This window comes from Methanosarcina flavescens (assembly GCF_001304615.2).
In the GTDB taxonomy this organism is placed as follows: Archaea; Halobacteriota; Methanosarcinia; order Methanosarcinales; family Methanosarcinaceae; genus Methanosarcina; species Methanosarcina flavescens.
The window spans coordinates 2,231,895-2,257,302 of the sequence record NZ_CP032683.1; the positions used below are offsets into that span (position 1 = coordinate 2,231,895).

Sequence of the window (25,408 nt, forward strand, 5' to 3'; positions counted from 1 at the left end):
TTCCTGAAAGTCAGGTGTTGGTAATGGATAGAAAAAGGTTACTGGTGTTATTTTCTGTTCTCCTGATAGGCTTGAGCTTAATGACTGCGGGCTGTACTGATCAGGACAGTGCTCAGGCAGGAGAACTGGCTGAGATTGAGAATACTGCTGAAGGGTCACAGGCTGTGGATGTTGTTAATCTGAGCGGCGGGGATTGTGGGTATCCTCAGCCGTTTACGATATATCCGAGGGGACCGGGGTCGTCAAAGGTCAGGATGATCTTTGACAGTCTCCTTGAGAGGGATGAAAGCGGTATGATTCCCTGGCTGGCTGAAAGCTGGGATGTCAGCCCGGATGGGACCGAATATACATTCCATCTCCGTGAAGGGGTTGTGTGGAGTGACGGAGAGCCTTTTACGGCAGATGATGTTAAGTTTACTTTTGATTATGAGCAGGAGCATGTGCCTATCTCGGGCGGAATTGAGCCGGGTATTGTAGATAGTGTCCAGGTCTTGGACCCCAACACTGTCAAATTCGTACTGAGCCAGCCTACTTCTACATTCCTTTACAAGCTCACGAGCTTTAAAATAATACCTGAGCATATCTACAAAAATATCTCAGATCCGGTTAGTTTCCTTGACTCAAAGGCGGTCACGGGGACTGGTCCGTTTCTTCTTGACGAGTACAACAAAGAACATGGGACGTATCGCTTTGTGGCAAACGAGAAATTCTGGGGGCCTGAAGTTGCCGTTAAGTCCGTCGAGTTTATTCCGGTCAGCGACTCGTTAATAGCTTTTGAGCAGGGCAAAATCGATTTTGCAAGCATATCCCCTGACACTCTTGATAGGTTCAAATCCGATCCTGATATAAGAATAGTCCAGCAGCCGGCCTTCTGGGGTTACCAGTTCTATTTCAACATGAAAAAATGCCCGGAACTCAATGACCGCAGAATAAGGCAAGCTTTTGCTTATGCCATTGACCGTGACGAACTGGTGGAAAAGATTGCAAGAGGTGCAGGAAAAGCCGGCAAGATGGGCATACTCCCTGAAGACCATATCTGGTATAACCCTGACCAGCCTGAGTATGGCTACAATCCGGATAAAGCCAGTGCACTGCTTGAAGAAGCCGGATGGAGTGATACGGATGGGGATGGAATACGTGATAAGGACGGGGAAAAACTGTCATACATATTATCTCTCAGCAGTGGCGAAATCCGTATTGGTGGACTTATAAAAGAGAGGCTGAGTGAGGTGGGAATCGACGTCCAGGTGAAATCCCTTGAGAGCAAGTCCAGAGATGCCAATCTAAAGAACGGAGACTTTGAGCTTCTTATCAGCGGTTTTGGGGGCTGGGGACAGGATGCAGATTATCTTCGCACAAGGTATTGTGACACAGATTCACAGTCATCAAATAGTGTGTCATCCGGTGCAGCAGTATATGGTTACCACAATGATACCCTGAACTCGCTTGGTGCCCTGGAGCTGCAAGAATCTGACAATAATAAGCGGAAAGAAATAATATGCGAGATGCAAGCCCTGCTTGCTAATGATGTGCCTGCAATACCGCTCTATTATACAACGTCATACGATGCCTGGAGAATCTCAAAATATGACGGCTGGATGAATATGTACGACCATCATGCAAGAACACACAGCATTCTTTCGTATCTTGAGAGGGATGGGATTGCAGAAAAAAGATGATATTAATAACCTGCTTGAATGCTGGAAAAAAGCCACGGATAATGTGTTGATCCAGGATGAGGGCAGGATGGCGGAGTTCTGGAACAAACGTTCTGTGAATTATGCCAATAACATTGAAAAAGACAATAGAAAAAAGAGAACTGATGAGATCCTCGAATTTCTTAAAGAATCCGGTTTTAATCCTGAAGGATCCAGAGTTCTTGATATCGGATGCGGGCCAGGAACACTTTCTCTTCCTCTCTCAAAGCTTGGAGCAGAAGTTACTGCACTTGACATATCTTCCGGAATGCTTAACAGACTAAAAGATGCTGTAAAAGAAGAATCTCTTCCGATAGATATCATTGAATGCTCCTGGTGGACAGCAGACATAGATCTCCTTGGATTCAGGAACGAATATGACCTTGTAATTGCCTCCATGACTCCCGCGATAAGGGATATTGAAGACTTTGATACTATGATGGCATGTTCAAAAAATCTCTGTTATTACAGCAACTTCCTGAGAAGAGATGAGGACAGGGCGTATCGTGAGATCCGGAGTTCGATACTCGGTGAAAAATCCGAGAATACTATGAACGGCATAATTTATCCATTCATGTATCTTTACCTCTCAGGCTACAGTCCCTCGCTCAGGATCAGCCATTCCAAATGGAAGGAAGAATTGACCTGGAAAGAAGCAGCAGATCAGGCAATAGAATTTATTGGGCGGGGGAGGGATTTTGATAATGAAACAAAGAAAAGAATAATGGATTATTATAAAAATGCCTCTCCAGATGGAATCTACCGTTCCGAGTCGGACGTATACACAGGTATGATGGTATGGAAAGTTAATGGCAGATAATCGGGTGGTAAAGGGGGCAGATGATTTGATGGAAAAGGATAGGAATTCGTTTATTTTGAGGTTGTTATCTACTCTTTTTGTAATTCTTGCCATCAATTTTTTCCTTCCTAGAGTCATGCCCGGAGATCCGTTCACAACCATTTCTGCAGATGAGATAGGGGAAGAGATTATTGTAATGACCGAGGAACAGCGTCTTTATTACCTGAACTATTACGGACTTGATAGGCCTTTGCATGAACAGTTTTTAGCATATATGAAAAACCTGATGACTGGAAATTTGGGAAGGAGCATTTATTACAAAATGCCGGTCAGTGATGTAATAATGCTCCATCTTCCCTGGACTATATTAATTGTCGCGAGCGCTACAGTAATCAGTACAGTCTTAGGTGTGTTTCTCGGAACACTTTCGGCTAAGAACAGAAAAAACGGGAGTGACAGAATTATGATGACGTGTATGATCGCCTTTGCAGAAATTCCCCCGTTTCTGCTTGGCCTTATCCTTCTTCTGGTTTTCAGTGTACATTTAAGGCTTTTTCCTCTTGCTGGTGCTGTCACTCCTTTTGCGGACTATAATGCTCCGCTAGAACAGGCATGGGACATAATGTACCACGCTTTTCTGCCTGTTGTGACCCTGTCACTTACGCAGCTGACCGGGGTTTACCTGCTCACCAGAAATACGCTGATTACAGTGACCACGAAGGATTATATCAGGACTGCCCGTGCAAAAGGACTGGGTGAAAAAACCGTATGGATACGGCATGCACTCAGAAATGCGCTGCTTCCGGTAGTGACAAGAACGGGCTTTATGGTAGGAATAATGATTGGGGGAGTTGTGCTCGTCGAGAATGTTTTTTCTTATCCTGGCATAGGGATGACGCTCCGAAGTGCTGTAATCTGCCGGGATTATCCTCTTATTCAGGGCATTCTCCTGGTAACTGCAGTCTCCATACTTGTCTGCAACCTGCTGGTTGACAAAATATATGGGAAACTTGATCCGAGAGTTGCGACATGATAAAGAATTTTGTTACTTCTGGAAATGCCAGAATAATTTCGCTTGCTCAGGCGTTAAATATTGACAGAAATAACAGAATTAACAGAGTAGTCATCAGTACAGCTGGGGCATTCTCCAGATTCAGCACTGAAGGTAAAATTGGTATCCTTGGAATAATCTGTATCATTCTAATTGCAGTTTTTGCTCCCATGATTACAATTTATCCTCCTCAGAAAATCACAGGTGATTCACTCGAACCTCCCGGTCCGGGACACATACTCGGAACTGATGAACTGGGTATGGATATCTGGTCGCAGATATGTTACGGTGCGAGAATAAGCCTGACAATAGGTCTTGCAGTGGCTTTTGCGGCAGGCTTTGGTGGGGGAGCTATTGGAATACTTGCAGGATATATTGGAGGGCACGTTGACCAGGCACTGATGAGGGTAATTGATGTGACAATGGCTCTTCCAAGCTTTCCTCTTCTGATTGTAATATCTGCTTTTCTTGGACCGAATATCCTTAATGTAATTATTGTACTTGTCCTGTTCAGCTGGGCAAAACCCGCACGTATTGCACGTTCCCAGACGCTGTCGTTAAAAAAGAGCAACTATATTATTGCAGCTAGGAATTACGGTGCAAAACCGTTTTACCTTCTCTGGAGGCATATATTTCCTGAAGTTATGCCTGTTCTCTTTGTTCTTGTCATCGGTATAGCCTCACATGCAATCATAGCCGAAACAGGGCTTGCTTTTCTGGGACTGGGAGATCCTACTTCCAAGAGCTGGGGAATGATGCTCAATCATGCAACCGGTTTCAGGTCAATATATTTTACGCCTTACTGGCAGTGGTGGCTATTGCCTCCGTTGTTCATGCTTATTTTTCTCCTGCTCTGTCTTGCGTTCATAAGCAGGGATATGGAAAGGATACTTGACCCCAAACTAAAAATAAAGAAAGGTTTCTGATTATGAGTCTGCTTAAAGTCAATGACCTTAAATGCAGCTACCTGACTGACACTAACACTGTCAAGGCTGTTGACGGCATTTCTTTTGAGATTGGAGAAGGAGAAATCCTGGGCATTGTCGGAGAATCCGGAAGCGGCAAGACTACTGTTGCACTTGGGATCATGGGGCTTTTGCCGGAAAATACAGCCATTTCTGGCGAAATTCTTTACCGGGATGATGTAATCTCTTCCTTGCCCGAATCCGAAATGGACAGGTTGAGATGGAAAGATATAGCAATTGTTTTTCAAAACAGCCTTGAAGTGTTGAACCCTGTTATGAAAGTTGGCGTTCAGGTAATAGAACCTATGACAAAACATCTTGGTATTAGCCCTGAAAAAGCACGGATAAAATGTGCTGACCTGTTCCGAACTGTCGGCCTTGACCCTAAGTGGATGGATTTGTATCCGCATCAGCTCTCTGGAGGCATGAGGCAAAGGGTTCTCTTAGTAATGGCTCTTTCATGCGATCCTAAAGTACTGATCCTCGATGAAGTTACTTCTGCACTTGATGCCTTTACCCGAAAGGATATCAGGGACCTTCTGCTTGACCTTCAGAAGCAGAACGGGTATACAATGTTAATAATCTCTCACGATATCACTTTTGTATCTTCTCTTGCATCCAGAATAATAGTAATGTATTCTGGAAAGGTTGTGGAAACAGGCTCTGTAAGGGATATTCTAGTATCTCCCCGTCATCCCTATACAAGGGGTCTTGTTCACTCGACGCCGGATATTTTCGTTTATAAAGACTTGTGGGGAATCCCCGGGGATGTTCCGGCAGGGGATGAATTTAAGGGCTGCCCCTTCAGCCCGAGATGCACACAGAAAATCGACATATGCAGCAGGGTTTCCCCAGTCCTGATGCCAGCAGGAGGCGGACGGGAAATTGCATGCCATAGAGGTGGCATAGCAAACCTTCTGGAAGCAAGAAACCTGAGCTTCAATTATCGCCTGCCTGATGGAAGATGTATTCAGGCAGTAGATAATGTTAGTCTGGAAGTGAGGGAAGGGGAGGTTCTTGCAATTGTCGGCCAGACAGGCTCAGGAAAGTCAACCCTTGCACATCTCCTCGCAAATGTAATAAAGCCCGAATATGGAGAAGTATTGTTTATGGGAGGCGACGTCAGAGTGGGAAACTATGGAAACAGGGTCAATGGCATTCAGATAGTATTCCAGGATCCTTTCAGTTCGACAAGCAACAGGTTTACCGTGCACGATGCAGTCAAAGAGCCCCTTTATATCAATAAGATCGGGTCCAATGGAGACAGACAGCGTATGGTTAAAAATGCCCTTGAACTTGTTCGTCTTCCCATTACAGACAATTTCCTGAGGAAATATTGCGGTGAACTAAGCGGCGGGCAGAGGCAGAGGGTTGCACTTGCCAGAGCAATGGTTATGGAGCCGAAACTCCTTATTGCTGATGAGATCACTTCGGCTCTGGATGCTTCAACTTCTGCAAATATATTGCGTCTTTTAAAGGAACTTCAGAACAGGAGAGGATTTGCAATGATATATATTTCACATAACCTCTCCCTGACTCTCAAGATTGCTGACAGGATAGCAGTTATGAATTCTGGAAAGATTGTAGAGCTGGGAAATTCCCATGAAATAATGCTTTCACCTTCTGATGAGTATACAAAAAGGCTCGTGGGTTCAAGAATAGGGCTGTGCTGTCATAATCATTAACCATCATAAATCTGACTCGTATAATTTCAATTTACATGGTTCCCTTTTTCAATGAAAGATGATTTCAAAGGTGAAACTTGGAAAGAGATTCTCTGACAATTGCTCAATTCTGATAGCTATCCGAATATCGGATTATGAGAAAAATATTCTCGGTATTTTCCAAATCGCCAGCAATCTGGGAATTAGGGTCAGTTCGATCAATTTCAGCAGACCAAGCCTTGAAGATGTAATATCAACTAAATATAAATTGGGTACCCCAAAACAATAAAATTCAGATATACAATTATTTAGACATTTTTAAAGATGAAAACATTTTAAATTAAGAAAGATAATAATAAACTGAAAACATATGGAAAGCATAGAAAAGAACTGCATTTGATAAATTGATTGTTCCAAATTCAAGATTCAAGAATATAAATTTGAATTTTGAGTATTCTTAAGCTAAAAGCAAAATAAAGGCTATGTAAAAATACTCTGAAATAAGTCTTTATACTATATTTTACTCGCTGCTGGATTTATTCATTCTTTTTTCAAACTGCTCCACCTCTCTGGCAGAAATACATTGTCGGCTTTACATTTTGCAGATGATATTCTTTCCAGACAGCACAGGTATAGCATATACATTGTTCTTCAGGGTAAAGATCCTGACAGGTAGCTCTACCAGTTGAACAGTAGACTCCTGGAACGTCCTGGTTTTTAGGAACATTACCTTCGCTCCCACTTTCATATTGCTTCATTAAATTATCAAGTTTATCCATTGCACATTTGCTGTCAGCTTGGACAGGACATTTTGGGCACATACATTTCTTGATATTCTCTAGAGTATACGGAACTTTTGCATTTTCGCATGTATTCATATTATCTCCTAAATAATATTCAAAAATATTTATTCTTTTAGGTGCTTCTCCAGTGAGGTTACAAGCATTTCCATTTAACTGATCTCAAGACTCTTCTGTAGGCAATTTCATATTATGCTTTTCTCTCATATGTTTTTCATATTCGGCTCGTGTTGCAAACGTCATACGACAAACAGAGCATTTGAACTTTTGTTCTTCTGAATCTTCCTCCTGCACATTATTTCCCCCATTTCATAATTTTTAATTCTCATAAAGAGCTTTTCAGACTTAAAATAACCACAATTAAAAACTTTATTCAAAATATTAATTGGAATCTCCCATACTCTTAAATTAAAGAGATTAAACATGCTCTAATTTTAGACTATATTCTCAATGGAACTCTTTGAAAGCAAAGAAAACACAGGTGCTCAATCTTCTTTAATTCTTAATTGTGTTTTCTTTTTTTGATACCTGATAATTGTATCCACGAATTCAGCATGGCTCCAGGTAAGTGGTGCGACAGAAAGTGGTTCTCCTGTAAGAGAATCAATCTGTTCAGGCATAATTCCTGTTTCAAGAGAATTATCTGCAGCCCAGTTAATCAATCCAAGAGCCTTTTCTAGATCCTTGATCTCTTTTGCTTTTGCAATATACCATTTCGCAAGCCATAGAGTGCATATAAGCCAGGGGTTGCTGTTAATCCTGCCTTCTTGACGATAATAAAAATCATTTTCATATCTCGCCAGACCGCCTGTTCCTGGAACCCAAAGTTTTTGTTCTAAGTTTCTCATTGTTCTTATCACTCTAGGCTCATCTGCTGGGAGTAAATTAAACTCGAAAATTCCATATACACTGCTATCCACTGTCCGATCTAAACTTTTATTTTTTATATTATGATTCTTATAGTTTATACCCCTCAAAAAAATACCGCGTTCATTATCATAAAGCTCCCTTAATATTGCTTTTTTCAATTTTGAATAACGCGATATGCATGTTTTATAAGTTTCTTTGTCTCCTACTAAACGGCTGAGTTTCTCTCCTGAGAGAAGTCCTCTGTATACAGCAGATGCGGTAAAGGTAAAAATTCCCTTTCGTTCTTCCCAGAGATCGTAACTTTCAACGGGAATATCATTTGGATACTTATAGTCATCCATAAAAAAAACAGCATTTTTTACCAGAGGTTCATATACCTCCTTTATAAATTCAATATCACCGGTAGCTTCATAATATTTCCAGAGAGCGTGGATAACAAGAGCAGTCTCATCTTCCTGAATCGGAAGTGAAGGCTCTCCATATGTAACCCAGGGAAGCCAGCTGCTTCCCAGAGTGCCGTCAGGGTTATATTTGTGCAATAAACATCCAGCCCACCAGATTACATTTTTACAGAACCTGAAAAAGGGTTTGGTAAATTCAGGAAAACCTGCATTTATCATGGCAATTGATACAAAAGCTCCATCTCTGGGCCACATATAACTATAGGTATCTCGATTAAATTGAATATTCTCAGAGTCATTTGCTGCTATTATAGCTCCATTTGTGTCAGTCTGGGTCTTTATTGTCAGAAGGGATCTTTTATATAAATCCACAAGCCGAGGTTCAAGCCCTGAGAGATCAATTCTTTGACGGTCTACCCAGTTCCTCTGATATTTTTCTGTATGCTTCTGAAGATTTTCTGGTCCCAGTTCCATAACGATATCATTAAGCGTATAGACATCTTTAAAATCTTTTCCAGCTGTCATATAATAGTAAATGACCTCTGTGCTGCTGCCCTGAAGTTGCAGGCTAATTCCTACAGTTGAATCTACTGAACCCTGAGCAACTGGATTTTTTGAGAGTATTCCATCTTCCGCATCCACATAAGTACCTTTTAACCCGTCTTTCTCAGCATAGCCTATAGCATAATCGTCGATATCAGCAACCATATCTTCCTTATTGTTTGCTTTGAGAATGCCTATAAGAAAGTACCTGGCTCGTTTATAATGAACGATAACGTTATGGTCCATCTGATATATTGCAGTGTCTCCTACGCCGTCTCCGTATAAGTGAAAATCGTGATTAAAAAAAAGTCGAACCTCTCGGAAAATTTTCTGTAGATTTTTAATTGTTATCTTCCGGAGAAATATATTGTCTTCACAACACACACTTTCTTCCAAAAGCAGTTCGATCCCCAGTTCATTATTTAAAGCCCAATTCTCGGAGACAAGGGTATCGCTCTTATACGCAGGCTTTCTCTCCCAATTTTCTTCATTGATCCAGGAAAGCCTACCGTCAGTATAGATTCCTATTCTATGGAAATGCCCCATCAGGTGGTTTTCCTGTCCAACGTAAGGGTAATAAATATCTCTTACCTGAAACCACTGGTCTATATTTATAAGTAGTGACTGATTTCCAAGGACAATATGTCGGACAATACGGCTTTACCTCCCTAGGAAGCTCTTTTAACGTTTAACCAGAAATCCCCAGAAATAATATTTATGGAAAATTATTCATTTCATACTTTGGGTTTAGAGAATAAAAGCCTTTTCAGTTTTTGGAAAGACTATAACTTATGCGGTTGGATTGAAAAATTAATACAGGCTTGCCCAAGGCCACAGAAAAATCACAATATATAGAGAGCGCAGTTTACATTTTTATTTTTTAAAGCTTTGACTTCTAAAATTTGATATTTCGAAACTTTGATTATTATTAGATCGCTACTTCTTTAGAATTGCTCACTCGACTCATATTCTCTGGATTAAGGTCATTCTTTTCGATTGGTTTGTGATGTAACCGATTAGATCGAAAATGTATGAAAAACTCCTGTGTACTTGTTTGAATCGTTACTTTTCGGTATATATTTATGACTTAAGTTACATACTCTAAAGAAATAATAACAGGGGATAATACTACGGCACAACGAATGACATCATCAGAACGTATGGCAGCGCTTATTTCAGGGCAAAAGCCTGACCGTATTCCGGTAATTCCGTTTGTAGAGGGATATTCCTCAAATATTACAGGCATATCTCTTGGAGATTTTTATGCTGATGGGGATAAATGTTTTGAGGCGCAGTTTGCATCCATGCGGCTTCATGGTTATGAACAGACTCCGATGTATGGATATGCATCCTGTGGAGCATGGGAATTTGGTGGGAAAATCGATTTTCCTTATAGAAAAGGGCAGGGGGCTCCTTACGTAACCGAGCATCCTGTGAAAACTATAGAAGACATTGAAAAACTTGAGGTCCCGGATTTTGAAAAAGAATTGCCTGGTGCATATAAAATAGCAGACCGGGTTGCAGCCAGATGCTTTAAACTCGGAATGCCGGTTACCGTACAGACAGGCAGTAATTTTACTGCTGCCTCGGTTGTTGCAGATACATCTGAATTTTTAACATGGCTCATTATGGAACCAAAAACTGTCCATCTTTTACTCGATAAAGTAAGTGATATGTTCATCAACGCTCTAGACTATTTTGCAAATAAATATGGCTCAGAAAGCCTGCTGCCTTTTGACGGAGGGCCGTCCGAGTCAAATAATATGATTCCTCCGCAGATGTTTGAAGAATTTGCGTACCCATACATGAAAAAAGTTCATACCCATGCGAAAGAACTGGGAATACATGCTATGCTCATGCACCCATGTGCTAATCAGAACCTGAACCTTCCATATTATAGAAAATTAAGAGAAGAACTGAACTGGTCAGGAAAATATTTCTGGCTTTTTGGACCGGAAACTCCTATCAAAGATCAGGTTAAAGCTTTTGGAGAACACGACGTTATCTGCGGTAATATCAATCCTACACTATTCCTTACCAGCTCATATGAAGAACTTCTGGAAATATGCAGGCAGAATATCGAAGAAGGTATGAAATCTCCATCAGGGTATATTCTTTCTCCTGGATGTGAATTCCCTGTAAATGCGCTGCCTGTAAAGCTAATGGCGATGGTAGATGCAGCAGAAAAATACGGCAGATATGAATGATGTACAGGATGAATTTAAAGTTCTGCAAAAATCTCGGTCAATCATATTTTATTGAAGAGGATTTGGATAATCCTCTTTTTTTCTGCCATAAAAAAGTAAGGTGCGTTAGGGATTTGATCTAACCAATAACACTGAATTATTCTCATGGTCAGGTTTCGGTACTGTATGTTCCCTCTTTCAGGGAAAAGCTTCAGTCACTTTATGTTTCTTTTCTGTTATCTCAGCGTGGAGATTTTCATTTTTCTCAAGACCTTTTATTTTAGAAGAGTTCGTCTTATCTTTTGCTGATGATGTTTCTAGTTTCTACCTCCAATATTGGTTTAATCATATAAATAAGAACTTTTAAGCCCTTCTACGCCTTTATTACCTGATATGGCAGAATCTTCCATAGAGGTCTTCGAAATAACAAGGATTCTTATAGCCGATGCTCCCTGGCATTTCCTGCTTGAAATAATTGTCAGGTCAGCTTTCATGTTTATTTTTGCACTTATCTTTATGCGCTTTTTAGGAAGAAGGGCAATCCATCAGCTAACTTCTTTTGACCTTCTGCTTATTATTGCGCTTGGGTCAGCTATGGGAGACCCTATGATTTATCCTGATGTTGCTATTTTATGGTCGGTTTTCGGAATTGCAACCATTATGGTATTTTACAGAGTACAGAACGCTCTGGCGAATAAATACTCCTGGTATGAAGATTTGACTGAAGGCAGTCCTGTAAAGATAATAAGTAATGGGATTCTTGATTCGAAGGAACTTGAGAAACATACCCCAACACAAGATGATATTTTCCTTTTATTGAGAAATGACGGGATCCGGAATCTGGGAGAAGTTGAAGCTGCTTATCTTGAGAGAGATGGAAGCCTGAGTGTGTTCAAGTACAGACCCGGGAAAGAAAAACCAGGTCTGCCGACAATCTCCGAAGATATGATTGACGAATGGAAGCCTCACAAAGCAGGTACGAAAGTCGAAATTTCAGGCTATCACTCCTGCTACAAAACGGGCGAGACTATCTGGCTGGAAAAGGGCGATATCTTTCCCGACTGCGAAGGCGAGATCTGGGTATTGTCTGAAGAAATACAAAATTTTTGAACCACCTGCTTTTTTCAATATCTACTTTTTTCAATAAATTCTATGAAAGTGATAAAATAGAATAAATCCATGCTTTTGGCGCTACTTTTTTTATAAATTAGATTCTGTGGTTATGTATTTATATTTTTGAAAAAATAACACTTTGTTATACCTCGAACGAGGGGGGGAAGTATGGAAACAATTTATGATATACTAAAAGCAGAACACAGGCAAGTAGCTGACCTTACACAGCAGGCAATGCGTGATAGCTCAAAGGAGAGTTTCCTCAAGATAAAGGCGAAACTCGATCCTCATATAATGGGAGAAGAAAAGCTTTTCTATCCACTGCTTGAGCAGAAATCGGAATTACGTGAGCTTGTCAATCATGCCTATGAAGAGCATAAAGAAATAAGGTCCGTATTGTCAGAACTGGAAAGCATGGATCCAAGCAGTTCGAATTGGGTTTCCAAGCTCAAGGAACTGGATGAGACTGTAAGTCACCACGTAGAAGAGGAAGAAAATAAGGTATTTCCAGAGGCTCAGAGAGTAATGAGTGAAGACAAAGCACAACAGATATCTCAGCAGTATCTTGATTTCTCAAAGACTTTTAAACAGCAACATCCCATGCCTTAAAAACTAAAAAGTAAACGAAAAAGAGATTGCCGGTGTCCAGAAACGTTCTGGAACAGCAGAAGGACAGCAGAAGGCAGAAGAGCTTTCCCAGAAATACCTTGAGTTTAAAAACAGCTACAGGGGTAAGATAGGAGCTGGGGAGTCCCTGGCATAACAAAAGTCCGGAGATTATTAGTAATCTGTTGATTTTAATCAGCCAGAGGATATTTCCCCCTGATCCTCTCCCTTTATTTTTGTATAATTACTAATTATTTTGCCATTAACTATCTTAGAGTTTTCTTAATCCCTTCTATTTCATATTGTAAGATAACGATTATCTTACACACTGCTTAAGCATTCCTGGAAATCTTATTTCCTTCCAATACATAAAAATGGAAATTTTAAGAGAAATCTCATAAATTATTACTATTGTTGTTACTACTTATATAAATTAGATATACAGTCTATTACTTATATAACTGGATATGTAGATTGTTACTTATATAATCGGATAAGCATATTATTAGTTATATAATTGGATATATTGGCTACTATTTATATAAATTGGATACATAGGTTACTTATTTATACGGTTGCTTGACTAACTTCCTTATACTAAAAAGAGGGGGAAATTTATGGAAACGATTTATGACATCCTGAAAGAGGAACATGACCAGTTGGCTGATCTTCTCCAGCAAGCAGTGGCTGATAGTTCAAAAGTGTCTTTTCTTAAAATAAGGATTAGGGCTGAGCCTCATATGATAGGGGAAGAAAAATTCTTTTATCCAAGGCTTGAAGAGACAGAAGAATTACGTGACCTTATTGCTGAAGCCTATAAGGAACACAATGAGGCAAAAGCCCTGATCTCTGAGATGGAAGTTATGGAAGAAAGGGATGAAAGTTGGACTTCTAAACTCAGTGAACTAAAACAAAGTATAGACCATCATGTAAAAGAAGAGGAAAATAAAGTGTTTGAAAGAGCTCGAAATGTCCTGAGCCAGCAGGAGGCAGAAGAACTCGCTGAACAGTATGTTGAGTTCAAAAGGAGTTACATGAACAGGGTAGAAGCCGGGGAACTTCCGGTATAAAAGATAAAATATAAGTTGGACCTTAGGGCTGATTTTTTCTTTAATCAGTCCTTTTTACTTTTATATCACTTTTCTTTACATTATGTGAATTAGTCTGATTTTACAATTAATATGCCATTTATTAACCCAATTCTTTCAATGTGCCATTTACCAACCCAGGTGTTTCAATACGCTGTTTATTAACCCAGGTCTTTCCAGATGGCTTTTTATACTCTTTTCCATCTTTTCATTTTTTATCAAAACTAATTAGTTCTCACCAGTTTACCTGTAGATTAACAACCGGACTATGTACATGGTCTCTTATACTAGTTAAAAAAGAGTTTTCAAGGAAAAAATGCTTTCTCATAAATCAGTTTTGTGCCTGACTCTGTATCGGATTTTCAATGAAAGTCTATGTTTTTCTGTGATTGAATGATGGTCCTATATATGGTAATTAGACAAGATTATCAGATTTTATTTCTTACTTTAACGTCCTATTTTCAGGATACCTTTATATATTACTTTCCTCTATATAGTTTCTTCAAGATTAATTAGAATACCCTCAGGGGGTTTACTTATTACCAAGGATAAAAGAAAAGTTCAGTTTACCGGAAATTCTACTTATATTGTGTCTCTCCCCATAAAATGGGTCCGGGATATAGGGCTTGAGGCCGGGGACACCCTTACTCTTACACCCATGCCCAATAGAACCCTGCTTGTTTCTCCCAGCGCGGTCTCAAAGGAAAATTCAGCTCTTAAGGCTACAATCGATTATGTTCACTCAGACAGTGCAGAAAATAATCTCAGGATTCTTATTTCTCATTATCTTGTGGGCTATGACGTCATCAGGCTGACTACAAAAAAGGGATTCAGTGCCTATGATCGCAAGTTTATCAAAGATTCCGTGCGCCAGAAACTAATAGGGCTTGAGCTTGTGGAAGAATCCCGGAATGAGCTGGTCTTCCAGTGCCTTCTCAACTACAATGACCTCCCTCTTAGCCGGGTAATTAAAAACATGTATGGGCTTGTACTTTCCATGCTTGAAGACTCCATGTCTGCTCTCAGGGATCACAATGTCGAGATTGCCGAGGATGTCGTCCAGAGGGATGACGATGTGGACCGCTTTTATCTTCTTTCCGTCCGCCAGCTTAAGGCTTCAATCGATGATATCGAACTTTCTGAAAAGATAGGAATCAGGCATCCCAGAGAATGCCTGGGATACAGGCTTATTACAAAATGCATTGAGCGTGTAGGAGACCATGCAGTCAGGATCTCCAAGAACGTCCTTAAAATGGACTCCGGGGTCAGTGCAGATGACCCGATCTTCCAGATGGCTGATCTCTCCCGCAAAGTTTTCGAGAGTTCGATAGGCTCAATGACTGAAGAAGATCCGCAGGCTATTAATAATATTGTTGTAGAAGCTAAAAAAGTCTCCCAGTTCGGGGTTTCTCTGGAGCCGCAAGATTGCGATGGTTCAGGCAATATCGAACTTAGCATGATCCTGGAGAGTCTCAGGCGTGTTTCGGAATACAGTGCTGATATTGCTGAAGTTGCAATCAATATGAATATTAGACAGGCTTGAGCCTGAAGTTACGTATTGAGATCAAATATAATCAGAGATTTACATGGGAGTTGCAATTACATTGCAACAACCCGCTGTCCTTTTCGCCCACTTCTTTCGTTCAAAAGGACTAATTTATAATAGTCATCACTCAAGAGGACTACTTCGGAAGTTATTAGCACGAGCTGAGCCGAGTGGGCCAGTCAAGTGAAATGTCTCTATATAGGCTGGCTGAGGCGCTTAACTTATATTGATTTCAAGCGTTTTCGGGATCAAAGGAGATGTTTCTTAGGCCATAAGGATAGTGCTTTTTTCCTTGATTCTCTCTTTTTCACACAACTGCCTTTCTGAACTGATACGTTCCAAGAAGCACCATAATCCCGGCTCCTATAGCAAGGCCGATGATCCCGTTAACAGGTATTCCTCCTTCAAACAGCATTCTTGCACTGTCGATTGCATAGCTCACCGGATTAAGCTTTGCCAGTGTCCTCAACCAGGCAGGCATAACTTCGTAGGGCATAAGTGCGCTACTCGTGAAAAACAGGGGCATGCTGATCATGCTGTTCGCGGCTGCGTAACTATCATGGTCACTCAGATAGAGTCCTATCATGGTTGAGAAGGCAGAGAATAAGACCGAAAACAGGAACAGTGTTAGATATATCAGAACTATATGTATAGGGTTCAATATCCTTACTCCAAGAAACGTAGCTATCAAAAGGATCACGGTCGCCTGAAGTAATCCTCTTACGCTGATAAAGAGGATTTTTCCGTACAGCATACTTTCTCTCGGGGAAGGCATTGCAAGGAATTTATTCAAAAAACCCAGTATTTTATCGAAAATCATAAGCGATCCTCCCTGAAGGGAAGAAAAAAGGGTTGTCATAACAAGGATGCCAGGAGTGATAAATTGAAGATAATTATCAGTAAATTTTGTGGGCAGGGCAAGCCCAACAAATACAAGCCAGGCTGCAGGCATTACAAGCGACGAAATAACAGTTACTCTTCCTCTCAACCATTTTACAAAATCCCTTTCAAAATAGTAGTATATTGCTCTCATTATCTCCGCCTCAGAAGATTCCTGAACTGTGTGGAATTAAACCCTGCCTGCTCCTCAGGAGTTTTGACTTTCTCTAGAAAAACGTCATTGAGAGAAGCATTTTCTCCTGCTGAGCTTACAAGATTCTCAGGAGATCCGATAGCTGTTATCCTTCCTTTGTCAATAATAGCAACCCGGTTACAGTATTTTTCTGCTTCTTCCAAGTAATGTGTTGTCATGAAAATAGTCATTCCTTCGGCTTTCAGCATCTTAATGTGTTCCCAGATCTTTTTTCTGCCGCCTACGTCCAGACCAAGGGTGGGCTCGTCAAGAAACAGGACTTCAGGCTCATGCACAAGCGCCTGGGCAAGTTCAAGGCGCCGCCTCATTCCTCCAGAGTATTTTGCCACAAGATCATCTGCGCGGTCCGAAAGCCCCATCATTTCGATCACTTCGTCTACTTTTGAATTCCTATCAAGAATTCCGTAAAGTTTTGCATAAAGCATCACATTTTCCCTACCTGTCAGCTTTCTGTCCACTGCCATATCCTGGGGAACATAGCTTATTTTTGACCTCACCTTCTTTGAATCCTTAACAATATCATACCCGCAGACCTTTGCGGTGCCACTGCTCGGTCTTAGCAGGGTTGTAAGCATCATGACTGTCGTACTCTTGCCTGCCCCATTGGGACCCAGAAGTCCAAATATCTCATTCCCAACATCCAGATTCAGGTTATCTACAGCAAGCAGGTTCCCGAAGGATCGGGATAATTTTTTAATCTCTATCACAGGTATCCCCTGGCGATTGCATAAACAGGTCTTAAGCCTGAATTGTAATAAATTCCACTTGTATACATGTTGTAAAGAAACTTTATTATCACAATACTTAATGCTGCAAAAATGCAGAACATAACCACTGCTCTGTCAAATTCCGAAAATTCCAGTTTTTTGAGGTATGTCCTTTCTGTATTAGCCCGAAAAGCTCTGCTCTGGATGGAAACAGCAAGCGTACCTGTCCTCCTTACACAGTTTGACAGGGTAGGGGTCAGTATATTGAGCGATGTTTTGATAATTCCTGATCCAAACTTTTTAGGACTAAAACCCCTGAGCCTCTGGACTGTTATTACAGTGGTCACTTCGGTGATTATTATCGGAAGGAACCTGACTGCTGTTACCACCATAAAAGCCACGCTATAAGGGACACTGAGTCCTACAAGGCCGTTTAACATATCTCTTGAATCCGTAGTCCAGCATATCAGTAGTCCAAGGGACATGATTGAAGCAGATCTCAAACCCTGAATTGCGCCGTGCTGAAGCCCTTCTGCATATACGAACAGTCCTCCATTTGTCATCCATCCCAGTACCGGAAAATCAGGGCTGATTATGGTAAAAATTACAGTCCTCGGAAGCTGGGAATAAAACAGGGCCTGGGAATAGACGGTTCCCCAGATTAAAAGTATGAGCAATATTGCAAGGGTTTTGAGTTTTATTGCAGGCATCCTTGCGAGTGCAAAACCGGAAAGTACGATCAGAAACAGCAAAAACATGGTCTCAGGATTGTCAAGTGTTACTGCTACAAAAGCAACTGATATCAGAATCAGGATCTTTGCCCTGGGATCCATCCTGTGAATTATAGTGTCTTTAACTGTTGGCTCTGCAATTGATCTGACTCCTATCATATTATCACTTCAGCCACCTGTTCTTCAACATTCCACTACTTCACAACTTCTATGAGCCAGTGTCTCTACAAGCTCTGTTATCGAAAAAGCATTAATTCCAAGATAGTTAGCAATCTCAACAACAGGCGGCTGGGTAAGAGATGCTTTCCTGAGGATATCTGTATTCCTTATAACATCTCTTCCCTTCCCATCCGCTATAATCTGACCCTCGCTCATCACAAGAATTCTTGTGGCATAGAGCATTGCAATCTCAATATCATGGGTACAGAACACAAGCGTGGAACCTTTATTTTTGAAATAATCCATCATCTGCTCTATATTTACTCTATCCTGCCCTGTTGTAGGTTCATCAAGAAGGACAAGCTCTGGGTCAATAGAGAGTACCGAGGCAACAGCTGTCCTTAATCTCTGACCTCTGCTCAATGATTGGGGAAGATCCTGCTTGAGATCTAAAATCGACATCGCTTCCAGGGAAATCCTTGTCCTTTCCTCTATATTTTCTAACTTTAACTGAACAGGTCCAAACATCACCTCTTCCTCGGCTGAATTGCAGAAAAGCATAAGGTCCGGGTTCTGGAATACGAGCCCTATTCTGCCTGCAAAAGAATACGGATTTTTTGACTCTGTATCTTCTCCGAAAACCTTTATGCTTCCTTTATACGGCTTAAGTATGGATGCAAGATTTAGAAGCAGGGTTGATTTACCTGATCCGTTTGTACCCATAACCGCAACCCTTTCGCCCCTGCATATTTCCAGATTTATGCCTTTAAGCACCATCCGATTTTTATCATACCCGGACCACACATTCTGGATTGAAATCAAAAGTTCGTTATTTTCTGCAGAGCAGCCCTCAGGATTGATTCTTTTTTCCAGATCATGATGTGTTATGTATCTCTCCGTTTTTTCTTTAAAATCTCTATTATTCAGCAGAGGAATTGTTTCCTCTGCACTGAATGGTCTCGCCTTTATCCCCAAGGTGTGGCAGAGCTCGACAGGTACGGGAACCCGAAGACCCAGCCTGTGAAATATCTCCAAATGGTCAAAAGCGTCGGGGGCAGGCTGGTCGAAAATTATTTTTCCGTTATCCATTATGACGATTCTGTCTGCAAAAGGTGCAATTTCGTGCAGCCTGTGCTCAACCAGCAAAATGGTTATCTTCATTCTCTTGTTGAGTTCCCTAACAGTGTTCAGTATTTCCTGTGTGCCTGCAGGGTCCATCTGGCTTACAGGTTCGTCCATGGCAAGGATTTCAGGCATCATCGCGAGCATGCTTGCAATGCAGACCCTCTGCTTCTGACCCCCTGAAAGAGCATTCGTGGAACTCAGCCTGTGTTCTAGCATTCCTACCATCCGGAGAGCTTCTCCTACCTTTATATCAATCTCTTCTCTTTCTATGCAGAGGTTTTCAAGCCCAAAGGCTACTTCGTCTTCAACAGTTGTAGAAAAGATCTGGTCATCGGGATTTTGGAAGACAAGCCCTACTTTCCTTGAAAGCTCTACCTGGTTTAAATCACCGATTTCTGTCCCCATGATTTTTATGCTGCCTGAAAATATTCCCTCGGATTCGTGTGGAATTATGCCGTTGAGTGTTTTGAGTAAAGTGCTCTTCCCACAGCCTGTAGGTCCGGTCAGGAGAACGAATTCTCCTTCCTCTATTTTCAGATTGACTCCTTTCAAAGTCGGTTCCGATCTACCCGGATATGTGTACCACAAATCTTTGATCTCTATTATTGTGCCTTCCTTATTCTGTTTTCTAATATCATCTCCCACTGTACCACCCTGACTTTGCTACTTTTATTCTCCAACCTTATTCTGCCACCTTTTTCAGTCTGTTTCCCAGGCTTATTCCGAACCAGGCTCCTATGAAAGTGTAGAGAAACCCGTCTATCAGGATATTCGCTATTATGTACCAGTTGCTATAAAACAGCCTATAAAGCACCATCCAGACGTTGAAGGAAACATACCCGCTGATCATATCCGCAATTCCGCACACTATCCCTACCCGCAACCTGTTTTCCGGATCAGGATTTTTGCCGGTTATGCCTGCAGTATACATCATAACCTCCAGAATCACCGCACTCACAGAAAGCGTTATAAAACTAATCGGGGTGAAGCTCCCGGTTATAAAGCCTCCAAGAAGGAACCTGACCATCGTAAAAAGGCTAACCACTCCAGGTTTTGGGATCAGGACAACAAGCGAAGCAATAAGCATGTAAAGAAGGATCTCATAAAAGAGCCCGGTAAACAGGAAGCTGAAAGGTCCAAGTATTGCATGGGATAGCTCCCACAGGATTGTCATCGGCAGGTTTATGGCTGCAAAAGAAACTGTGCCAAAAAGGGAAATAAGCACAAGGTTGCGGGTTTTAAACCTGCTCATTATCTCTTTTGACTTTATGAAGAAGAGGCTGACTGCGGTCAGTCCGAGCAATGTGGAGGCAAATGTAATCATTATAGGCCCCCATTTCCTTGAGATTGCAGTTATTTTTTGGTTCCGGGTTGTTGCAACCCAGTCACTGCCTGTGAGTTTAACGTCTACTCTGAGCAGATAATCTCCTCCCATTGCATTATCCAAAATATAGAGTGGGAGGCTTACAAGTGAACTTGAGTCAGGAGGAAGTGTTAACGCGGCATAGCAGAAGGTATCTGCTTTCATCCCCATCAGCGTCGGCTTGAAGGCTTTTACAGGCTCCCCTGTATTGATGTCAAGAATATCATAGGTAACTACAACTGGTACCGTATTGTTTCCTTTGTTTGAAATCTCCACTCCAATGAAGGTTGAAGTAAGTTCTTCCCTGTCGATCTGGAGGTCCGTAACCTTTAGAAGCTTTTTGAGAACAGGAGATGTTTCCCGAATAATAAGAGTATTGGAAGGATAGCTCGGGTTTCCATATCCATCCTCATCTGACGGTATTATCAGTCCGGAGACTAAAATCTCATTTGCGACTTCATCTTTTGAGGCAACCCTGAGCTGCGTTTTGCGAACAATGGTATGCTTGTTCCCATCAACGTCAACAACTGCAGTCGCAGTTATATCGTAGGTTCCGGAAGGCAGATCCTTTGGAATATAAATATCAACGAGCCTGTACCAGTCTTCATACTCGGTCTGAAGAGAAAATGACTGGACAGGCGTATCCCGGAGAACGAAACCCTCAGGTAAATCGATCTCTAGAGTCACATTCATATTTCCATTATAATAGCTCTCAAAAAAAACGTACGCAGAAAGGTTACTGCCTCCTACTGCAAGCCCTTTCCCTTCCACGCCATGTGGGACCTGAAGCATGAATGCAGTCATCTCTTCAAGCTCAAATTCCTCCTGTGCAAGGGCTATTGTCGGCTGGAAGACGAGTAACATTACAGGGAGGAGATAAGCTATGTTTTTCATTCCGCAACCTTTTTTATTTGAGGATTTTTCTGATTTCCTGCATTTTCTTATCCCAGTCAGGAACATCTTCAAAGCTCACGATATTCACAGATCCACCCTGAAACTCTCCTTCTCCTGCCAGCTCTTCCATCCAGCTCTCTATTTCAAGGTAAGAGTTTTTCAGCTTTTCCAGAAGTTCAGGATCGGGGTTCCAGAGTCCTCTTGACTGCGCCTCAAGGAGTCGGCGTGCCATCTCTTCAAGGGCATAGGGATTGTTCTCTTCAAAGAACCTGCGCATTTCTTCGTCGAGGACGAATGTTTTTGTGATATCATCAAAGATCCAGTCGTCCACTTCCTGCGTGGAAGCCTCCCAGCCGTAGACTCTTCCAACTCTTTTAGAGATATCCTGTGCACCTTTATACCCATGCTGTTTCATGCCTTCGATCCATTTCGGGTTTAGGAGTCGGCTCCGTACCACCCTGCGTATTTCATCTGCCATGTCCCGGACTTCAACATGCTGGGGCTCTCTCGTATCTCCGAAATAGACCCTTACTTCTTTTCCCGAGGCCTGTTTTGCAGCAGCCGTGAGCCCTCCATGAGTCCCGAAATAACAGCAGCAGCCAAGTAAGTCATACTCGTCACTGACCACTTTGTTAAAGGTGGCATCAACAGTCTTCAGGCTGGAAGCAAGCTGCATGTGAGCCTCTTTTCCTTTTACATCTTTTCCGTAAGCATAGCCATTCCAGTAAAGGAAGATGTCTGCAAGGTCTTTCTCGTCTTTCCAGGCACTTGCATAAACAGCGAGCTGCACCCCTGCCGAATAGGTTCCGGGTTTGCTTGAAAAAATCCGTAAGGTAGCTTCCCTGGAATCTGCTCCTTCTTCAATCATCCTTAGGCTGTGTTTTCTCGGATAGTTCATTTCCTCAGGTTCATTAAGAGAGGCTACAGCTTGGATAGCTTCATCTATAATCTCCAGGCAGTTCGGGAAGTTGTCCCTGAGGATTCCTGAAACCCTAACAGTAACATCAATCCTGGGTCTGCCCAGTTTTTTAAGTGGAATAACATTGAACCCTTTCAGGTTCCCGTTGCTGAGCCAGACAGGTTCAACCCCGAGCAGGCTCATTATCTGTGCCATACCCTCTCCATCAGCCCACATGATATCGTTTGCCATCCAGTAAAAGCCTACATTCTCAGGGTAACGGTTCTCGTCTCTTAGATGTTTATTGATCAGTACCTCCGAAAGCTGTTGCCCAACTCTCCAGGCGGCTTTTGTCGGAACCTTTTTGGGATCAAGAGAATAGAAGTTCCTGCCTGTAGGCAGTACGTCGTCTTTTCCGCGCATGATAAGCCCGGATGGACCTGGAGGGATATATCCCCCTTCAAAGCCGTGGAGAAGTGACTCTATTTCCAGAGAGGCATCAATTCTGGATTCAAGATCAAGAATCCTTTCACAGATTGCAGCAGCGTCCTGAGAAAATACCGAATTTATGCTCGAAAAATTCTGTTCTTTGAAAACCGGTTCTATGATACCAGGTTCTGTAAAGTTTTCTTCTGCAGTGTTATTCCCTATGAAATCCCTATCTGCCAGAATCTGTTCTATTAAAAATCGTTCTTTAAAAATATGTTCTGTAACTGTCTGTTCCATGAAGCTTTTTGCTGCAAGAATCTCTCTTATTATTAAGGACGGCTCTTTTTCCGGGTTATTTATGAATATCCTGATAAAGTCTTTTGAAAGGGAATCAATCTCCTCAATTCTCTGCCCATTTGACTTTCCATTTTCTGAAATCCGGCCCTGGTCAGATATCAGTTCGTCAAGGTCGAGCCCCAGGATTTCTGCAATCAGTCTGCGGATAGAAACCTTATTTCCCACACTTTCCTGGTCATCATACCTTAAAATCGAGTTTATGAACTCAACTTTTTTCTCGCCTTCAGGGATCTGCCCGAAGATATGCATTCCGTGGTGTATCTGGCTGTTCCTTATCCTTCCGAGGGCTTCATGTGCCCTTCTTACAATTTCTTCAAAAGGAGTCTCATGGACAGCTTTTATCTCTGAGTCAAGGTTCGATTTCTTAATCTCGTCAAGTATCAGATGTTTTAAAGCGTGCGTCCTGCCTTTATCGTGTTTTACTTGCTCGTATTCCCCTAACAGCCTGTCAAGCTCATCAAGGCTTCCATAAAGCCCTCCTGCGGTCATGACTGTTTGCATATGATCAACAAGACAGGCAAGGCTTCGGCGTTTGGCGATTGTACCTTCAGGAGGGTTGTCAGAGTTGTAAATATAAAGATGGGGTATTGTTCCGATCCCTATATCAGGGTAGCAGTCTTCTGAAAGCCCAACCCCTTTTCCTGGCAGGAACTCAAGATTGCCGTGGGTTCCCACATGCACAAGCACATCGGCTCCAAAAGTATTCTCAAGATACCTGTATGCCGCAATGTACTGGTGGGTTGGGGGAACTTCAGGATCGTGAAGGATCTTGCATACTTTTCCGTCACATCTGGCGCCTGCACATCCTCTTTTTGGCTGTACACAGACCACAGCATTTCCATACTGTATTCCAGTAACTACGATTTTATTTTCGTAGACCATTGCAGCAGGAATGCCGTTTATCTCTTCTCCCGGAGGGTTTCCCCAGCTCTCAATTACCCTCTGCCTGACATGGGGGCTCAAGGTGTTGAAGAACTTCTCGTATTCTTCTTTTTCCACAAAAGCGAGAGCTCCGCCGTTCTTTACAATCTCGTTAATGGGAGTCCATCTGAACTCGGAAATTGCTTTTTTGCTCAGGATAGTGTCTATAAGCTCCTTGCCGTTAAGGGGAGGGTTTACATTATAACCAGCCTCCTGCATCCGGTTGAGGATTCTTGCCAGGCTTTCAAGGGAATCAAGGTTAGCAGCCCCTCCTACCGATGCTTCAACCCCCGAACACGGCTTGTTGTGAAGGATAAAAGCAACTTTTCTCTCGCCAACAGGTTTTTTCTTGAGGGTTATCCATTTCAGAACCCTGGATGCAAGTTTTGAGCAGCGTTCCTCAATAGGGAAATGGCCCATGTAATTTTCTTCCACTTTGCCTGCGCCTATTACAATTGGCTCAATTACGCCTTCAAACTCAGGTAAAGCAACACTCCAGCCGATCTCGGTGCTTAAACCCTGCGACTCTTTCCACTGCTCTATGGTCATATAGTGTGAAATTACAGGCTGGAAAACAGGCACATCAAGTTTTTTCAGTAACTCTACGCCTTTTGCTGCACATGAGGCTTCCCTCTCTTTCGCTTTGCTGCTGGCAATGAAGAATGGTGAAAGTTTTACAAGGCAATCTATGATGGGCTTTCCGTCTTTCATAAAGTAGGCTTCGATGACCTCTTCCATACTCCTGCTTCCAAGTTCTTCATCTTTCAGAGAGTATGCAAAAACAGGGATAACGGATAAACCCAGATTTTCAAAACTACTTATTAGAGCCTTCTCAATCTCAAGTTCGTTATTTACCCACGAAGTCCTGGAGATCAGTAGCCCAATCGTTTTTTCTTGAAGGGGTCCGTACCATTTAAGGTACTCCTGAGTATCTGAGAAAATTTCTCCGGCATCAGGATGATAGAGTCCATCCCAGGGAATTTTTTTCGGAGGCTTTGCTTCTATTTCAGCGCCAAAAACCTCTTGTAAAAGGTATCTTAGCATATTGCTGAAGTTTTCCTTCCCTCCGTAGATAATATATGAAAAACATGTGGCTGCAATTTCGAGTTTTACTGAAGAAAGAGTGAAGCTTGAGGGGTTGCTGCCAACACAGATTATGGGTATCCTTGATTTTAATGGTTCAAGCTTTTTATAGAAATCTTCCCAGAAGGGATTGGCTATGTGATAAATGAAGATAGCATCAGCGTTCTCACACGCAGCGAGCACATTTTCAGTTTCTTCGGGATTTTCCTCCAGGATTTTTGAGTAGTAAGCTTCAAGCTCTATTCCAAGCTCTTCTGCTGCCTTTAAAAGGGTAGGAATATATGAATTCCACGTTACAGAAACGATTTTCATATTTCAC

18 protein-coding genes are annotated in these 25,408 nt (G+C 41.9%); 10 read left to right on the forward strand and 8 right to left on the reverse strand.

Annotated elements, in window-relative coordinates:
* The first annotated feature begins 23 nt into the window (after positions 1-23).
* From AOB57_RS09850 to AOB57_RS09870, 5 genes are read left to right on the forward strand one after another with little or no spacing between them, the layout of a single operon-like run.
* Positions 24-1,679: an ABC transporter substrate-binding protein gene (locus tag AOB57_RS09850; protein ID WP_054298413.1), complete on the forward strand. Its 1,656-nt coding sequence runs from the start codon at positions 24-26 to the stop codon at positions 1,677-1,679.
* Positions 1,657-2,517, forward strand: coding sequence for a class I SAM-dependent methyltransferase (locus AOB57_RS09855; protein ID WP_054298414.1), 861 nt, complete (start codon positions 1,657-1,659; stop codon positions 2,515-2,517). The genes AOB57_RS09850 and AOB57_RS09855 overlap by 23 nt, the downstream gene beginning before the upstream one ends.
* Entirely contained in the window at positions 2,507-3,529 is a 1,023-nt protein-coding gene (locus tag AOB57_RS09860) for an ABC transporter permease (protein ID WP_226999468.1), read from the forward strand. Before AOB57_RS09855 ends, AOB57_RS09860 begins: the two co-directional genes overlap by 11 nt.
* Entirely contained in the window at positions 3,526-4,473 is a 948-nt protein-coding gene (locus AOB57_RS09865) for an ABC transporter permease (protein WP_054298415.1), read from the forward strand. The genes AOB57_RS09860 and AOB57_RS09865 overlap by 4 nt, the downstream gene beginning before the upstream one ends.
* 2 nt (positions 4,474-4,475) lie before the next feature.
* Entirely contained in the window at positions 4,476-6,197 is a 1,722-nt protein-coding gene (locus AOB57_RS09870; RefSeq protein WP_054298416.1) for a dipeptide ABC transporter ATP-binding protein, read from the forward strand.
* 530 nt (positions 6,198-6,727) lie between these two features.
* Here the strand turns inward: AOB57_RS09870 and AOB57_RS09875 are convergent.
* Positions 6,728-7,054: a DUF2769 domain-containing protein gene (locus AOB57_RS09875; RefSeq protein WP_054298417.1), complete on the reverse strand. Its 327-nt coding sequence runs from the start codon at positions 7,052-7,054 to the stop codon at positions 6,728-6,730.
* 407 nt (positions 7,055-7,461) lie between these two features.
* Complete coding sequence (locus AOB57_RS09885) at positions 7,462-9,336, reverse strand: glycoside hydrolase family 15 protein (RefSeq protein ID WP_226999469.1); 1,875 nt, start codon at positions 9,334-9,336, stop codon at positions 7,462-7,464.
* A gap of 596 nt (positions 9,337-9,932) precedes the next feature.
* Between AOB57_RS09885 and AOB57_RS09890 the strand changes: the two genes are divergently transcribed.
* From AOB57_RS09890 to AOB57_RS09910, 5 genes are all read left to right on the forward strand, one after another.
* Positions 9,933-10,997, forward strand: coding sequence for a uroporphyrinogen decarboxylase family protein (locus AOB57_RS09890; protein WP_054298419.1), 1,065 nt, complete (start codon positions 9,933-9,935; stop codon positions 10,995-10,997).
* 372 nt (positions 10,998-11,369) lie between these two features.
* Positions 11,370-12,086 (forward strand): DUF421 domain-containing protein, encoded by a 717-nt coding sequence (locus AOB57_RS09895; RefSeq protein ID WP_054298420.1) that lies wholly within the window; start codon positions 11,370-11,372, stop codon positions 12,084-12,086.
* A gap of 171 nt (positions 12,087-12,257) precedes the next feature.
* The gene (locus AOB57_RS09900) at positions 12,258-12,698 is read left to right on the forward strand and encodes a hemerythrin domain-containing protein (protein ID WP_054298421.1); all 441 of its coding nucleotides are present in this window, start codon (positions 12,258-12,260) and stop codon (positions 12,696-12,698) included.
* Positions 12,699-13,312: 614 nt separating this feature from the next.
* Positions 13,313-13,765, forward strand: coding sequence for a hemerythrin domain-containing protein (locus AOB57_RS09905; RefSeq protein WP_054298422.1), 453 nt, complete (start codon positions 13,313-13,315; stop codon positions 13,763-13,765).
* A gap of 556 nt (positions 13,766-14,321) precedes the next feature.
* A complete protein-coding gene (locus AOB57_RS09910; RefSeq protein WP_082384162.1) occupies positions 14,322-15,326 on the forward strand; it encodes a phosphate signaling complex PhoU family protein in 1,005 nt (334 codons plus the stop codon).
* A 310-nt stretch (positions 15,327-15,636) separates the two neighbouring features.
* Here the strand turns inward: AOB57_RS09910 and AOB57_RS09915 are convergent, their stop codons facing one another.
* The 6 genes from AOB57_RS09915 to cobN are packed head-to-tail and all read right to left on the reverse strand — an operon-like array spanning position 15,637 to position 25,401.
* Positions 15,637-16,362 (reverse strand): ABC transporter permease, encoded by a 726-nt coding sequence (locus AOB57_RS09915; RefSeq protein ID WP_054298424.1) that lies wholly within the window; start codon positions 16,360-16,362, stop codon positions 15,637-15,639.
* The gene (locus AOB57_RS09920; protein ID WP_054298425.1) at positions 16,362-17,129 is read right to left on the reverse strand and encodes an ABC transporter ATP-binding protein; all 768 of its coding nucleotides are present in this window, start codon (positions 17,127-17,129) and stop codon (positions 16,362-16,364) included. The genes AOB57_RS09915 and AOB57_RS09920 overlap by 1 nt, the downstream gene beginning before the upstream one ends.
* The gene (locus tag AOB57_RS09925) at positions 17,126-18,019 is read right to left on the reverse strand and encodes an energy-coupling factor transporter transmembrane component T family protein (RefSeq protein ID WP_054298426.1); all 894 of its coding nucleotides are present in this window, start codon (positions 18,017-18,019) and stop codon (positions 17,126-17,128) included. Before AOB57_RS09925 ends, AOB57_RS09920 begins: the two co-directional genes overlap by 4 nt.
* A gap of 24 nt (positions 18,020-18,043) precedes the next feature.
* The gene (locus AOB57_RS09930) at positions 18,044-19,789 is read right to left on the reverse strand and encodes an ABC transporter ATP-binding protein (RefSeq protein WP_226999470.1); all 1,746 of its coding nucleotides are present in this window, start codon (positions 19,787-19,789) and stop codon (positions 18,044-18,046) included.
* 37 nt (positions 19,790-19,826) lie between these two features.
* Positions 19,827-21,401 (reverse strand): hypothetical protein, encoded by a 1,575-nt coding sequence (locus AOB57_RS09935; protein ID WP_054298442.1) that lies wholly within the window; start codon positions 21,399-21,401, stop codon positions 19,827-19,829.
* 13 nt (positions 21,402-21,414) lie between these two features.
* Positions 21,415-25,401: a cobaltochelatase subunit CobN gene (cobN, locus tag AOB57_RS09940; RefSeq protein ID WP_054298427.1), complete on the reverse strand. Its 3,987-nt coding sequence runs from the start codon at positions 25,399-25,401 to the stop codon at positions 21,415-21,417.
* Positions 25,402-25,408: the final 7 nt, after the last annotated feature.

What these genes read in the sequence shown, in the direction of transcription:
- AOB57_RS09855 (WP_054298414.1), top strand. Translation starts at nt 1,657, where the DNA reads ATGGGATTGCAGAAAAAAGATGATATTAATAACCTGCTTGAATGCTGG.
- cobN (WP_054298427.1), bottom strand. Translation starts at nt 25,401, where the DNA reads ATGAAAATCGTTTCTGTAACGTGGAATTCATATATTCCTACCCTTTTA.
- AOB57_RS09865 (WP_054298415.1), top strand. Translation starts at nt 3,526, where the DNA reads ATGATAAAGAATTTTGTTACTTCTGGAAATGCCAGAATAATTTCGCTT.
- AOB57_RS09850 (WP_054298413.1), top strand. Translation starts at nt 24, where the DNA reads ATGGATAGAAAAAGGTTACTGGTGTTATTTTCTGTTCTCCTGATAGGC.
- AOB57_RS09925 (WP_054298426.1), bottom strand. Translation starts at nt 18,019, where the DNA reads ATGATAGGAGTCAGATCAATTGCAGAGCCAACAGTTAAAGACACTATA.
- AOB57_RS09905 (WP_054298422.1), top strand. Translation starts at nt 13,313, where the DNA reads ATGGAAACGATTTATGACATCCTGAAAGAGGAACATGACCAGTTGGCT.
- AOB57_RS09935 (WP_054298442.1), bottom strand. Translation starts at nt 21,401, where the DNA reads ATGAAAAACATAGCTTATCTCCTCCCTGTAATGTTACTCGTCTTCCAG.
- AOB57_RS09900 (WP_054298421.1), top strand. Translation starts at nt 12,258, where the DNA reads ATGGAAACAATTTATGATATACTAAAAGCAGAACACAGGCAAGTAGCT.
- AOB57_RS09860 (WP_226999468.1), top strand. Translation starts at nt 2,507, where the DNA reads ATGGCAGATAATCGGGTGGTAAAGGGGGCAGATGATTTGATGGAAAAG.
- AOB57_RS09895 (WP_054298420.1), top strand. Translation starts at nt 11,370, where the DNA reads ATGGCAGAATCTTCCATAGAGGTCTTCGAAATAACAAGGATTCTTATA.
- AOB57_RS09875 (WP_054298417.1), bottom strand. Translation starts at nt 7,054, where the DNA reads ATGAATACATGCGAAAATGCAAAAGTTCCGTATACTCTAGAGAATATC.
- AOB57_RS09870 (WP_054298416.1), top strand. Translation starts at nt 4,476, where the DNA reads ATGAGTCTGCTTAAAGTCAATGACCTTAAATGCAGCTACCTGACTGAC.
- AOB57_RS09890 (WP_054298419.1), top strand. Translation starts at nt 9,933, where the DNA reads ATGACATCATCAGAACGTATGGCAGCGCTTATTTCAGGGCAAAAGCCT.
- AOB57_RS09885 (WP_226999469.1), bottom strand. Translation starts at nt 9,336, where the DNA reads ATGGGGCATTTCCATAGAATAGGAATCTATACTGACGGTAGGCTTTCC.
- AOB57_RS09915 (WP_054298424.1), bottom strand. Translation starts at nt 16,362, where the DNA reads ATGAGAGCAATATACTACTATTTTGAAAGGGATTTTGTAAAATGGTTG.